Origin of the sequence: Telluria mixta (assembly GCF_029223865.1) — a bacterium.
GTDB classification, from domain to species: domain Bacteria; phylum Pseudomonadota; class Gammaproteobacteria; order Burkholderiales; family Burkholderiaceae_D; genus Telluria; species Telluria mixta.
The window spans coordinates 660,418-673,928 of sequence record NZ_CP119520.1 but is presented as its reverse complement, the minus strand read 5'-3'; the positions used below and the strand labels follow the sequence as shown (position 1 = coordinate 673,928).

The 13,511-nt window shown below is 67.1% G+C and carries 9 protein-coding genes; 8 read left to right on the top strand and 1 reads right to left on the bottom strand.

Going from position 1 to position 13,511, the window contains the following annotated elements; genetic code table 11:
- Positions 1 to 195 precede the first annotated feature (195 nt).
- The 8 genes from aptA to P0M04_RS02905 all read left to right on the top strand — a co-directional run bounded on the left by aptA (position 196) and on the right by P0M04_RS02905 (position 12,256).
- Positions 196 to 1,512, top strand: coding sequence for an omega-aminotransferase AptA (gene aptA / locus P0M04_RS02940; protein ID WP_259448838.1), 1,317 nt, complete (start codon positions 196 to 198; stop codon positions 1,510 to 1,512).
- Positions 1,513 to 1,520: 8 nt separating this feature from the next.
- Complete coding sequence (locus P0M04_RS02935) at positions 1,521 to 3,014, top strand: CoA-acylating methylmalonate-semialdehyde dehydrogenase (protein WP_259448839.1); 1,494 nt, start codon at positions 1,521 to 1,523, stop codon at positions 3,012 to 3,014.
- A 142-nt stretch (positions 3,015 to 3,156) separates the two neighbouring features.
- A complete protein-coding gene (locus P0M04_RS02930) occupies positions 3,157 to 4,533 on the top strand; it encodes an NAD(P)-dependent oxidoreductase (RefSeq protein ID WP_259448840.1) in 1,377 nt (458 codons plus the stop codon).
- Positions 4,533 to 5,807: an NAD-dependent dihydropyrimidine dehydrogenase subunit PreA gene (preA, locus tag P0M04_RS02925; protein ID WP_259448841.1), complete on the top strand. Its 1,275-nt coding sequence runs from the start codon at positions 4,533 to 4,535 to the stop codon at positions 5,805 to 5,807. Before P0M04_RS02930 ends, preA begins: the two co-directional genes overlap by 1 nt.
- A 92-nt stretch (positions 5,808 to 5,899) precedes the next feature.
- Positions 5,900 to 7,387 (top strand): NCS1 family nucleobase:cation symporter-1, encoded by a 1,488-nt coding sequence (locus P0M04_RS02920; protein ID WP_259448842.1) that lies wholly within the window; start codon positions 5,900 to 5,902, stop codon positions 7,385 to 7,387.
- A gap of 14 nt (positions 7,388 to 7,401) precedes the next feature.
- Entirely contained in the window at positions 7,402 to 8,790 is a 1,389-nt protein-coding gene (hydA, locus tag P0M04_RS02915) for a dihydropyrimidinase (protein ID WP_259448843.1), read from the top strand.
- 126 nt (positions 8,791 to 8,916) lie between these two features.
- Complete coding sequence (locus P0M04_RS02910) at positions 8,917 to 10,188, top strand: Zn-dependent hydrolase (RefSeq protein WP_259448844.1); 1,272 nt, start codon at positions 8,917 to 8,919, stop codon at positions 10,186 to 10,188.
- 55 nt (positions 10,189 to 10,243) lie between these two features.
- Positions 10,244 to 12,256, top strand: coding sequence for an MHYT domain-containing protein (locus P0M04_RS02905; RefSeq protein ID WP_259448845.1), 2,013 nt, complete (start codon positions 10,244 to 10,246; stop codon positions 12,254 to 12,256).
- Here the strand turns inward: P0M04_RS02905 and P0M04_RS02900 are convergent, their stop codons facing one another.
- Positions 12,257 to 13,462 (bottom strand): ammonium transporter, encoded by a 1,206-nt coding sequence (locus P0M04_RS02900; RefSeq protein ID WP_259448846.1) that lies wholly within the window; start codon positions 13,460 to 13,462, stop codon positions 12,257 to 12,259.
- Positions 13,463 to 13,511 lie beyond the last annotated feature (49 nt).

Here is a 13,511-nt window from a genome sequence, read left to right as displayed (position 1 = left end):
CTGCGACGCCGGCAACTGTACAGGCTATGCTACCTATACGGTTGGCCATTTTCGCAGATTGTGTATATGTGCCACTGTTGTACTGCTGTCTATTATTGCATCATTGTTTTTGCCAGTTGGTAAATTTGTAGGGTGGGCGGCCTCCGCCCACGCGTAACGCCAACATGACGCGGACGTCTATATAAGGGGAGTCGCATGAACGAGTCCAGACCCGAATCGATGTCATCCTTCTGGATGCCATTCACCAACAACCGTGACTTCAAGGCACACCCGCGCCTCCTCGTCTCGGCACAAGGAATGTATTACAAGGACGTCGACGGCAATGCCGTGCTCGACGGCACCGCCGGCCTGTGGTGCGTCCCGTGCGGCCATGCGCAGCCGAAGATCGTCGCCGCCGTCAGCGAGATGGTCGGCCAGCTCGACTTCGCACCCACGTTCCAGATGGGCCATCCGGCCGCCTTCGACCTGGCCGAACGCCTGATGGACTACACGAACCACAAGTTCGGCCACGTGTTCTACACGAATTCCGGCTCGGAAGCGGTGGACACCGCGCTCAAGATCGCCCTCGCGTACCACAAGGCCCGCGGCGACGCGGGACGCACGCGGCTGATCGGGCGCGAGCGGGGCTATCACGGCGTCGGCTTCGGCGGCCTGTCCGTCGGCGGCATCGGCCCCAATCGCAAGGCGTTCGGACCGCTGCTGCCGGGTGTCGATCACCTGCCGCACACGCACAACCTCGGCAAGAATGCGTTCTCGCGCGGCGAACCGCAACACGGCGCGGAACTGGCCGATGAACTGGAACGCATCGTCGCGCTGCACGATGCGTCGACCATCGCCGCCGTGATCGTCGAACCCGTGGCCGGATCGACGGGCGTCCTGATCCCGCCGCAGGGTTATTTGAAGCGCCTGCGCGAACTCTGCACCAAGCACGGCATCCTGCTGATCTTCGACGAAGTGATCACGGGCTTCGGCCGCCTGACGACGCCGTTCGCCGTCGATTACTTCGACGTCGAGCCGGACATGATGACCACGGCGAAAGGCATCACGAACGGCACCGTGCCGATGGGCGCCGTGTTCTCGAAAAAATTCATCCACGACGCCTTCATGGAAGCGCCGGCCGGCATCGAACTGTTCCACGGCTACACGTACTCCGGCCACCCGCTCGCGTGCGCCGCGTCGATCGCCACGCTGGAAGTCTTCAAGGAGCAGGGCATCCTCGAGAACGCCCGTGCGATGCAGCCGTACTGGGAAGACGCCGTGCACAGCCTGCGCGGCCTGCCGCACGTGATCGACATCCGCACCATCGGCCTCGTCGCCGGCATCGAACTGGAAAGCATCCCCGGCAAGGTGGGGGCGCGTGCCTTCGCCGCGTTCAAGCAGGCCTTCGCGGACGGCATCCTGATCCGCACGACGGGCGACATCATCGCGCTGTCGCCGCCGCTCGTGCTGGAGAAAAAACACATCGACGAATTGTTCGGCAAGCTGGCCGCCGTCCTGAAGAACCTCGACTGAAAGAGAATATGGAGACGATCAATCACTACATCGGCGGCAGCGTCGCCGAGGGGACCGGCGGACGCTTTGCGGACGTCTACAATCCCGCGCTGGGCGAGCCCTGTGCGCGCGTGGCGCTGGCGAGCAATGACGACGTCGCGGCCGCCGTCGCCGCGGCCAGCGCCGCGTTCCCCGCCTGGGCCGCGACGCCGCCGCTGGCCCGTGCCCGCGTGCTGTTCAACTACCTGCAACTGTGCCAGCGCCACACGGACGAATTCGCGGCGCTGGTCGTGCGCGAACACGGCAAGACCTTTGCGGACGCGCGCGGCGAAGTCGCCCGCGGCATCGAGGTCGTGGAATTCGCAGTGGGCATCCCGCAGATGCTCAAGGGCGAATTCACGGACCAGATCGCCCGCGGCATCGACGCATGGTCGATGCGCCAGCCGCTGGGCGTCGTCGCCGGCATCACCCCGTTCAACTTCCCCGTGATGGTGCCGATGTGGATGTTCCCCGTCGCCATCGCCTGCGGCAACACGTTCATCCTGAAACCGTCCGAGCGCGATCCGTCGCCATCGCTGCTGCATGCGCGGTTGCTCAAGGAAGCGGGGCTGCCGGACGGCGTGTTCAACGTCGTGCAGGGCGACAAGGCGGCCGTCGACGCGCTGCTGGACCACCCGGACATCCAGGCCCTCAGCTTCGTCGGCTCGACCCCGATCGCGGAATACATCTATGCGCGCGGCAGCGCAGCCGGCAAGCGCGTGCAGGCGCTGGGCGGCGCGAAGAACCACATGGTCGTGATGCCGGATGCCGACATGGACATGGCCGTCGATGCGCTGATCGGCGCCGCGTACGGTTCGGCCGGCGAGCGCTGCATGGCGATCTCGGTGGCGGTGGCCGTCGGCGATGCGGGCGATGCGCTGGTCGACCGGCTGGCCGAACGCACGCGCGCATTGAAAATCGCGGACGGCATGGCGGACGGCGCGGAGATGGGACCCGTCGTCACGCTGGCGGCCAAGCAGCGCATCGAAAAACTGATCGGCGAAGGCGTGGAGCAGGGCGCGACGCTCGTCGTCGACGGCCGCGGCTTCCAGGTGCCGGAGCGCGCCAACGGCTTCTTCGTGGGCGGCACCCTGTTCGACCATGTGACGCCTGCCATGTCGATCTACCAGCAGGAAATCTTCGGGCCCGTGCTGTGCGTCGTGCGCCTGCCCGACGTGGGCAGCGCACTGGAACTCATCAACCGCAACGAGTACGGCAACGGCGTGGCCGTGTTCACCCGCGACGGCGGCGTGGCGCGCGAGTTCGTCCGCCAGGTCCAGGTGGGCATGGTCGGCGTGAACGTGCCGCTGCCGGTGCCGATGGCGTTCAACAGCTTCGGCGGCTGGAAGAAAAGCCTGTTCGGCGACCACCACGCGTACGGGCCGGAGGGCGTGCGGTTTTATACGCGGCACAAGGCTGTGATGCAAAGGTGGCCGAATACGGCCAGCAGCGGGGTGGAGTTCGCGTTCCCGCAGATGAAATGACGGACACGATCCGTTGATACGTCGTCCCTGCGAAGGCAGGGACCCAATTTCTCAAGCATCTCGACAGCGCACGCAAAATTGGGCCCCCGCCTGCGCGGGGGCGACGTTGGTTGAGTCACCACGTTACAAGAAGGGATGCCAAATGATCGAGTCACTCCACCACCTGCCGCTCCCCACCGGCACGCACGGGGCCCTGTCCGAGCGCTTCACGGACCTGGCCCCGGCGCTGACGGCCCGCCAGGCCGCCATCGAAAGCGCGCGCTGCCTGTACTGTTATGACGCGCCCTGTACCCGCGCGTGCCCGACTGGCATCGACGTCGCGAGCTTCATCCGCAACATCCACGACGGCAATGTGGAAGGCGCCGCCGTCAACATCCTCAGGCAGAACATCTTCGGCGGCAGCTGTTCGCGCGTGTGTCCGACGGAGATCCTGTGCGAGGACGCCTGCGTGCGCAATAACGATGCCGAAGGCCAGCCCGTGAAGATCGGCCTGCTGCAGCGCCACGCCATCGACAACGCGCATTTCGCCGATCACCCGTTCCAGCGCGCGCCTTCGACCGGCAGGACGATCGCCGTTGTCGGCGCCGGCCCGGCCGGTCTGTCGTGCGCGCACCGGCTCGCGATGCTGGGCCATGACGTCGTCGTGTTCGAGGCGCGCGAGAAGGCCGGTGGGCTGAACGAATACGGCATCGCCAAGTACAAGCTGCCGGGCGACTTCGCCCAGCGCGAGGTGGACTTCCTGCTGTCCATCGGCGGTATCGAGATCCAGTACGGCCGCATCCTGGGCGGCAACCTGCACCTGCAGGACCTGCACACGCGCTACGACGCCGTGTTCCTCGGCCTCGGCCTCGGCGCGAGCCGCCGCCTCGGCCTCACGGGCGAGGATGCGCCGGGCCTCGCGGCCGCCGTCGACTACATCGCGACGTTGCGCCAGGCGGCGGACCTTGCGGCGCTGCCGGTGCCGAAGCGCGCCGTCGTGATCGGCGCCGGCAACACGGCCGTCGACATGGCCGTGCAGATCGGACGACTCGGCGCGGACGAGGTCACGCTCGTGTACCGCCGCGGTGTCGAGGCCATGAGCGCCACCGGCCACGAGATCGAGATCGCGAAGACGAACGGTGTGCGCATCCGCACGTGGGCGGCGCCGCACGAGATCCTGCTGGACGATGCGGGCCGCGTGCGCGGCATGCGCTTCGAAGAAACGCGGCTGGAAGACGGCCGCCTTGCCGGCACGGGCGCCTTCGTCGACATCGCGGCCGATGCCGTGTTCAAGGCCATCGGCCAGCACATGGACAACGATGCATTGTCCGACCCGCTTGCCCTCGAACTGGAACGCAGCGGCAAGGCGGGAGAAATGAAGATCAACGTCGATGCCCGGTTCCGCACGAAGCTGCCGGGCGTGTACGCCGGGGGCGACTGCGTGGCGCCGGGGCAGGACCTGACGGTGCAGGCCGTCCAGCACGGCAAGCTGGCCGCGCTGGCGATCCATGACGACATCCTTTCCAAAGCGGAGGCATGATGGCCGACCTGAGCATCGATTTCTGCGGCATCAAGTCGCCGAACCCTTTCTGGCTGGCGTCCGCACCGCCGACCGACAAGGCCTATAACGTCGTGCGCGCCTTCGAGGCGGGGTGGGGCGGCGTCGTGTGGAAGACGCTGGGCGAGGATCCGCCGGCCGTCAACGTGTCGTCGCGCTACTCCGCGCTGCATGGGAAGAACCGCGAAGTCATCGGCTTCAACAACATCGAACTGATCACCGACCGGAGCCTCGAGATCAACCTGCGCGAGATCACGGCCGTCAAGAAGGCGTGGCCGGACCGGGCGCTGGTCGTGTCGATGATGCTGCCGTGCGAGGAAGCGCCGTGGCGCGAGATCCTGCCGCTCGTCGAGGCGACGGGCGCGGACGGCATCGAACTGAACTTCGGCTGCCCGCACGGCATGCCCGAGCGCGGCATGGGCGCGGCGGTGGGCCAGCAGCCCGACCTGATCGAACAGGTCACGCGCTGGTGCAAGATGTACACGCGGCTGCCGGTGATCGTCAAGCTGACGCCCAACATCACCGACGTGCGTGCCCCTGCGCGCGCGGCGCTGGCGGGCGGGGCGGATGCCGTCTCGCTGATCAACACCATCAATTCGATCACGCACCTCGACCTGGACCGCATGGTCGCGTTCCCGGCCGTCGGCAACGCGAGCACGCACGGCGGTTATTGCGGCACGGCCGTGAAACCCATCGCGCTGAACATGGTGGCCGAGATCGCGCGCGATCCGGTGACGAAGGGCCTGCCGATCTCCGGCATCGGCGGCATCGGCAACTGGCGCGACGCGGCCGAGTTCATCGCACTGGGCGCCGGTTCGGTGCAGGTGTGCACCGCCGCGATGCTCCACGGCTTCCGCATCGTCGAGGAGATGAAGGACGGGCTGTCGCGTTGGATGGACAGTAAAGGCTATGAAAACATCGCCGCGTTCTCGCGCAAGGCCGTGCCGAACACGACGGACTGGAAATACCTGGACATGAATTACCAGGTCATCGCGCACATCGACCAGGACAAGTGCATCCAGTGCGGCCGCTGCCACGTGGCGTGCGAGGACACGTCGCACCAGGCGATCGCGCGGCTCGTCGACGGCAATGCGCGCAAGTACGAGGTGATCGACCAGGAATGCGTCGGGTGCAACCTGTGCGAGATCACCTGTCCGGTCGAGGGCTGCATCACGATGGTGCCGCAGCAGACGGGCAAGCCCTACATGAACTGGACGGAGGATCCGCGGAACCCGAGGGCGGAAGTCCTGGTGTAGGAGTGGGCACTCCGTGCCCATGCCGACCCATTTGCCTGGCATCGGTCTTGCTGCTAATGTCGCATTGACCGCCAACCTTGGAGACCGCCCCGATGAGCCCAGACCCAGCAACGAACCAGGACCTCTGGAACGAAGACCTCGCACCGACGAGCGCCGCGCAGCGCACGTGGCGCTGGTATCACTTCGCCGCCCTGTGGGTCGGCATGGTGATGTGCATCCCGGCCTATACGCTGTCGGCCAGCCTGATCGAGGCCGGCATGTCCGCGTACCAGGCCGTGTTCACCGTGTTCCTCGCGAACGCCATCGTGCTGCTGCCGATGCTGCTGATCGGCCACGCCGGCACCAAGTACGGCATCCCGTACGCCGTGCTGGCGCGCGCCGCGTTCGGTACGCGCGGCGCGCGGCTGCCCGCCTTGATGCGCGCCATCGTCGCGTGCGGCTGGTACGGCATCCAGACGTGGTTCGGCGGCAGCATGATCTACACGCTGCTGGGCGTGCTGGCCGGGCACGAGATCGGCGGCGCGAAGCTGGCCGGCCTGGGCATCAACGGTGCCCAGCTGCTGTGCTTCCTCGCGTTCTGGACGATCCAGTTCTATTTCATCGTGCACGGCATGGATTCGATCCGCAAGCTGGAGACGTACACGGCGCCGCTGAAGATCGCGATCTGTTTCGTGCTGCTCGGCTGGGTGTACCAGAAAGCGGGCGGGTTCGGCCCGCTGCTGGACGCGCCGTCGCAATTCGTCGAAGGCGGCAAGAAGGCCGGCCAGTTCTGGCCCACGTTCTGGCCGTCGCTGACGGCGATGGTCGGGTTCTGGGCCACGCTCGCGCTGAACATCCCCGACTTCACCCGCTTCGCGCGCACGCAGCGCGACCAGATCCTGGGGCAGTCCGTCGGCCTGCCCGTGCCGATGGGTTTATTGGCCGCGCTCGCGGTCATCGTCACGTCGGCCACCGTCGTCCTGTACGGCAAGGCGTTGTGGGACCCGGTCGACCTGGCCAGCCGCATGACGGGCGCCGCCGTGCTGATCGCGCTGATCGTACTGCTCGTCGACACGGTGAGCGTCAACCTGGCGGCCAACCTCGTCGGCCCGGCCTACGACTTTTCCGCGCTGGCGCCGCGCCACATCTCGTACCGCACGGGCGGCTACATCACGGCCGGCATCGCGCTGGCGATGATGCCGTGGAAGATCCTGGAGTCGACGCAGGGCTATATCTTCACGTGGCTGATCGGCTATTCCGCGCTGCTTGGGCCCATCGCGGGCGTGCTGATCATCGACTACTACCTGATCCGCCGCACGGAACTGGCCGTCGACCATCTCTACAAGGACGACGGTATCTACAGCTATCGCGGCGGCTGGAACCTGGCCGCGATCGTCGCCTTCGTCGCCGGCGTGGTGCCGAACATCCCGGGGTTCATGAACGCGGCCTTTCCGGAATCGTTCCCGGACGTGGGCGCCGCGTTCAAAACCCTGTACACCTATGCGTGGTTCGTCGGGATCGCGATTTCCGCGGTCGTGTACGGCCTCATGATGAAGGGCAGGGCGGCGCCGGCGCTGCATCCGGCCCGCTCGCTCGACTGAAAAAAGGGGAAGAGATGACCATCCTGATCCGTGGCGGTACCGTCGTGAACGCGGACCGCGCGTTCCGTGCCGATGTGCTCACCGAAGGCGACAGGATCGTCGCCGTGGGCGAGAACCTGGAAGCGCCCGCGCACGCGGAGGTGATCGATGCCGGCGGCCAGTACGTGATGCCCGGCGGGATCGACCCGCACACGCACATGCAGCTGCCGTTCATGGGCACGGTCACCGCCGACGATTTCTATACCGGCACGGCGGCGGGCCTCGCGGGCGGCACGACGACGATCATCGATTTCGTCATCCCCGACCCAAAACAGCGCCTGATGGACGCGTTCCAGACATGGCGCGGCTGGGCCGAGAAGGCCGCGGCCGACTACACGTTCCACGTGGCGGTCACGTGGTGGGACGACACGGTGCACGAAGACATGGGCACGCTCGTCAAGCGCCATGGCGTGAACAGCTTCAAGCACTTCATGGCGTACAAGAACGCCATCATGGCCGACGACGAGACGCTGGTGAAAAGCTTCCGCCGCGCGCTCGAACTGGGCGCGATCCCGACCGTGCACGCGGAGAATGGCGAGCTGGTCTACCAGTTGCAGCGCGAACTGCTGGCGAAGGGTATCCGCGGGCCGGAAGCGCATCCGCTGTCGCGCCCACCGGAAGTGGAAGCCGAAGCGGCCAACCGCGCGATCGCCATCGCGGGCGTCCTCGGCACGCCCGTCTACATCGTGCACGTGTCGTGCGCCGAATCGCTGGAGGCCATCGCGCGCGCCCGCGCGCGCGGCCAGCGCGTGTACGGCGAGGCGCTGGCGGGCCACCTCGTCATCGACGACAGCGTGTACCGCCACGCCGACCCGGAGGTCGCGCGCGCCTACGTGATGAGTCCCCCGTTCCGCTCCAGCCACCACCAGACGGCGCTGTGGCAGGGTCTCCAGGGCGGCAACCTGCACACGACGGCGACTGACCACTGCACGTTCTGCGCCGGCCAGAAAGGGATGGGCGCGGACGATTTCACTCGCATCCCGAACGGTTGCGGCGGCGTCGAGGAACGCATGGCCGTCGTGTGGGATGCGGGCGTGAACACGGGACGTTTGACGCCGTCCGAATTCGTGCGCGTGACGTCGACGAATGCGGCCCAGATCTTCAATATCTATCCGCGCAAGGGCTCTGTGTCCGTGGGCGCGGATGCGGACGTCGTCGTGTGGGACCCGCAGGGGACGCGCACGCTGTCGGCCGCCACGCAGCATTCGAAGGGCGACTTCAACGTGTTCGAAGGGCGCACGGTGCGGGGGATTGCCACGCACACGGTGGCGGCCGGGAAGCTCGTGTATGCGGATGGGGACCTGCGTGCGGAACGTGGGGCGGGGCGATATGTCGAAAGGCCGGCATTCACCAATAACGTATGAACGTCGTCCCCGCGAAGGCGGGGACCCAAGTTGCACGCGTTATCGAAACGCATACGAAATTAGGTTCCCGCCAAGGCGGCCGGCCAGGCCGGGAACGACGCGGCTTATTCAACTGGAGATCACACGATGAACGACCTGCGCATCAACGGCACCCGCCTGTGGCACTCCCTGATGGAACTGGCCCGCATCGGCGCCACCGAGAAGGGCGGCGTGAAGCGCCTCGCCCTGACGGACCTCGACCGCCAGGGCCGCGACCTCGTCGTCCAATGGGCCAAAGCGGAAGGCCTCGCCGTCACCATCGATAAAATCGGCAACGTCTTCATGCGCCGCGAGGGCACGAACCCGAGCCTGCCCCCGGTCGTCACGGGCAGCCACATCGACACCCAGCCGACCGGCGGCAAGTTCGACGGCAACTACGGCGTGCTGGCCGGCCTGGAGGTCGTACGTACCCTGAACGAGCGGGGCATCCGCACGGAGGCGCCGATCGAAGTCGCGTTCTGGACGAACGAGGAAGGCTCGCGCTTCGTGCCCGTGATGATGGGCTCCGGCGTATTCTGCGGCGCTTTCAGCCTGGAGACCGCGTATGCGGCGCGCGACGTCGACGGCAAATCCGTCGGCGACGAGCTGAAAAGGATCGGCTACGCGGGCGAGCAGGTGCCGGGCGATCACCCGATCGGCGCCTACTTCGAGGCGCACATCGAACAGGGACCGGTCCTGGAAGACGCGAACACGGTGATCGGCGTCGTGCCCGCCGTGATGGGCCTGTCGTGGTACGACTGCACGGTCACGGGCATGGAAGCGCACGCGGGTCCCACGCCGATGCACCTGCGCCGCGACGCGCTGCAGGTCGCGACGACCATCATGCAGGAGACGGTGGCCATCGCCAACCGCTACCCGCCTTACGGCCGCGGCACCGTGGGCATGGTCCAGGTGTTCCCCAACAGCCGCAACGTGATCCCCGGCCAGGTCAAGTTCAGCATCGACCTGCGCAACGTCACCGACGACCTGCTGAATACGATGCATGGCGAGATCGAGGCATTCGTCGAGCGTACGCGGCGCGAGACGGGCCTGGCCATCGACCTGCAGCGCGTGTCGTACTATCCGCCTTGCCCGTTCCACCCGGATTGCGTGGGTGCCGTCCGCGCGGCGACGGAGAAGCTGGGGTATTCGACGATGGACGTGGTGTCGGGGGCCGGCCACGACGCCATCTACGTGGCGCGGCTGGCCCCCGCCGGCATGATCTTCGTGCCGTGCAAGGACGGCATCAGCCACAACGAGATCGAGGATGCCCAGCCCGGCCACCTGGAAGCCGGCTGCAACGTGCTGCTGCACGCGATGCTGGAGCGGGCCGGGATCGTTTCCACGTCCGCAACCGGGGAGTTTGTTGCTCAAAAGTAACAACGTGCAATTTCTTGTTACTATTCTGGCCGATTCCGGGCGCCGGTAGCATACTGTGGACCGAAGCCGCCCGCCGGGCGGCATGCGTCTGGCCGACATGCTGACCGGATACTACGAAGCCCCACTCGTCCTCATTTCGATCCTCGTCGCGATCGTCGCGTCCTATTCCGCCCTCAGCCTGGCAGGCAGGGTCGCGGAATCCACCGGCCGCACCCGTTTTGCCTGGACCCTGGGCGGCGCGATCGCGATGGGATCCGGGATCTGGGCCATGCACTTCGTCGGGATGCTGGCGTTCCGCCTGCCGATCCCGATCGCCTTTGACATCCCCATCACCCTGGTCTCGCTGGTGCTGCCGATAGCCGCCTCCGGCCTCGCGCTGTGGCAGGTGAGCCGCACGAACCTGGGCCCGGTGCGCCTGGGCGTCAGCGCCGTCATCATGGGCGTCGGCATCAATGCGATGCATTACACGGGCATGGCCGCCATGCGCATGCAGCCGGGGATCGTGTACGACCCGCTGCTGTTCGCGCTGTCCGTCCTGATCGCCATGGGCGCGTCGGCGCTGGCGCTGTGGATCGCCTTCCGGCTGCGCCGCAGCACGCCGGACGTGTGGGTGCCGCGCATCGGCGCCGCCGTCGTGATGGGCTTTGCCATCGTCGGCATGCATTACACCGGCATGGCGGCCGCGAACTTCCCGGCCGACAGCGTGTGCATGGCCGCGCGCGTCGGCGTGCACCGCGACAGCCTCGCCACGCTCGTCGTGCTGGCGACGTTCTGCGTGCTGGGCCTGGCCCTCATCGCGTCCGTGTTCGACGCGCGGCTGGAAGCGAACGCGCGCATCCTCGCGATGTCGCAGGCGACGTCCGCCGAGCGCCAGCAGTTGCTGGAGCGCGAGCGCATCGCGCGCGACGAGGCCGAACGCCTGTCCGCGCTGAAGGACGAATTTCTCGCCACCCTGTCGCACGAGCTGCGCACGCCGCTGAACGCCATCCTCGGCTGGGCCGGCATGTTGCAGCGGGGCGTGAAGGACGAGGCGACGTTGAAACGCGCGCTGGAGACGATCGAACGCAACGCGCGCGCCCAGGGCAAGCTGATCGACGACCTGCTCGACATGAGCCGCATCATTTCCGGCACCGTGCGCCTGGACGTGCAGACGGTCGACCCGTCCCGTATCGTCGAGGCGGCGCTGGGCACCGTGCATCCGGCCGCCGCGGCGAAGATGATCGCCCTGCGCGCCGACCTGGGACGCGAGCCGGGCGTCTTGCCGCTCGAGGTCCGCGCCGATCCGGGCCGGCTGCAGCAGGTGCTGTGGAATCTGCTGGCGAACGCGGTCAAGTTCACGCCGACGGGCGGCAGCGTGCAGGTGCTGCTGGGGCGGGATGGCAACGACGCCGTGATCCGCGTGATCGATTCCGGCATCGGCATCGCGCCGGATTTTCTGCCGTACGTGTTCGACCGCTTCCGCCAGGAGGACGCGTCGATCTCGCGCCAGCACGGCGGCCTGGGACTGGGGTTGTCGATCGCGCGGCAGCTCGTCGAACTGCACGGCGGGACGATTGCCGTGGACAGCGCCGGCGCCCACACGGGCACCACGTTCACGGTGCGCCTGCCGCTGGCGCGTCCGAGCGCCGTCGCGGTAGCCGGCGCGGGCGTGCGCCCGGCAACGCAGGCGGACGACCTGGCTGACCTGTCCGGCGTGCGGGTGCTGGTGATCGACGACGCGCCGGATACGCTCGACGTGCTGGAACAGATCCTGTCGTACAGCGGCGCCGCCACGATGACGGCGCCGGGGGCGGGCGCCGCACTGGCCCTGCTGGAACGCGAGGTGCCGGACGTGATCGTCAGCGACGTGGGCATGCCCGAAGTCGACGGCTTCGAACTGATGCGGCGCATCCGCCGGCGCGCGGCCACGGCGGACATACCTGCCATCGCGCTGACGGCCTTTACGCGCCAGGACGACCGCAGCAAGGCACTGCAGGCCGGTTTTACCGATTATCTCGCCAAGCCCGTGGAGCCGGCGGCGCTGGCGGCCGCGATCCGGCGCGCGGTGGCCGCCGCGCGCGAGGCGTAGTTACTGGAACGTGGTTTCGCGTTCCGGCGTGGCGCTGATGCGGTGGATGGCCAGGTCGGCGCCATCGAATTCCTGTTCCGCGTCCAGGCGCAGCCCGACGGTCGCCTTCAACAACCCATAGACGATGATGCCGCCGATACCGGCGATGGCCACGCCCAGCAGGGTGCCGACGATCTGCGACGCGAGCGACACACCGCCCAGTCCTCCCAGCGCCTGGCTGCCGAAGATGCCGGCCGCGATGCCGCCCCACGCGCCGCACAGGCCGTGCAGGGGCCACACGCCCAGCACGTCGTCGATCTTCCAGCGGTTCTGCGCCAGTGTGAACATCACGACGAAGATCGCGCCCGCGATCGCGCCCGTCACGAGCGCGCCCATCGGGTGCATCAGGTCCGAGCCCGCGCACACGGCGACGAGGCCGGCCAACGGGCCGTTGTAGACGAAGCCCGGGTCGTTCTTGCCCAGCACGAAGGCGGTCAGGGTGCCGCCCACGAGGGCCATCAGCGAGTTGACGGCGACGAGGCCGTTCATCTTGTCCAGCGTCTGCGCGCTCATCACGTTGAAGCCGAACCAGCCGACGGTGAGGATCCACGCGCCCAGCGCGAGGAACGGGATATTCGACGGCGGGTGCGCCGAGATGCGGCCGTCCTTGGTGTAGCGGCCGCGGCGCGCGCCCAGCAGCAGCACGGCCGGCAGCGCGGCCCAGCCGCCGACGGCGTGCACGACGACGGAACCGGCGAAATCGTGGAATGACGCGCCGAAGCTGGATGCGAGCCAGTCCTGGATGCCGAAGCGGTTGTTCCAGGCGATGCCTTCGAACAGCGGATAGACGAAGCCCACGAGCAGGGCGGTGGCGGCCATCTGTGGGTGGAACTTGGCGCGTTCCGCGATGCCGCCCGAGATGATGGCGGGGATCGCGGCGGCGAACGTCAACAGGAAGAAGAACTTCACCAGTTCGTAGCCGTTCTTGGCGACCAGCGTGCTCGTGGCGCCCATGAAGTGGATGCCGTAGGCGATGCCATAGCCGACGAAGAAGTAGGCGATGGTGGAGACGGCGAAGTCGATCAGGATTTTCACCAGCGCGTTGACCTGGTTCTTGCGGCGTACCGTGCCCAGTTCCAGGAAGGCGAAGCCGGCGTGCATCGCCAGGATCATGATCCCGCCGAGCAAGATGAAGAGCGCGTCCGCTCCGCTTTTGAATGCATCCATGCGTACTCCAAAAAAGTGCAAGTTGGTTTGATTGCACTTCTGGATAGCA

Excerpts from the sequence above, each read along its gene's own strand:
- hydA (WP_259448843.1), top strand. The coding sequence starts at position 7,402 with ATGACCATCCTGATCCGTGGCGGTACCGTCGTGAACGCGGACCGCGCG.
- P0M04_RS02920 (WP_259448842.1), top strand. The coding sequence starts at position 5,900 with ATGAGCCCAGACCCAGCAACGAACCAGGACCTCTGGAACGAAGACCTC.
- P0M04_RS02930 (WP_259448840.1), top strand. The coding sequence starts at position 3,157 with ATGATCGAGTCACTCCACCACCTGCCGCTCCCCACCGGCACGCACGGG.
- P0M04_RS02900 (WP_259448846.1), bottom strand. The coding sequence starts at position 13,462 with ATGGATGCATTCAAAAGCGGAGCGGACGCGCTCTTCATCTTGCTCGGC.
- aptA (WP_259448838.1), top strand. The coding sequence starts at position 196 with ATGAACGAGTCCAGACCCGAATCGATGTCATCCTTCTGGATGCCATTC.
- preA (WP_259448841.1), top strand. The coding sequence starts at position 4,533 with ATGGCCGACCTGAGCATCGATTTCTGCGGCATCAAGTCGCCGAACCCT.
- P0M04_RS02910 (WP_259448844.1), top strand. The coding sequence starts at position 8,917 with ATGAACGACCTGCGCATCAACGGCACCCGCCTGTGGCACTCCCTGATG.
- P0M04_RS02935 (WP_259448839.1), top strand. The coding sequence starts at position 1,521 with ATGGAGACGATCAATCACTACATCGGCGGCAGCGTCGCCGAGGGGACC.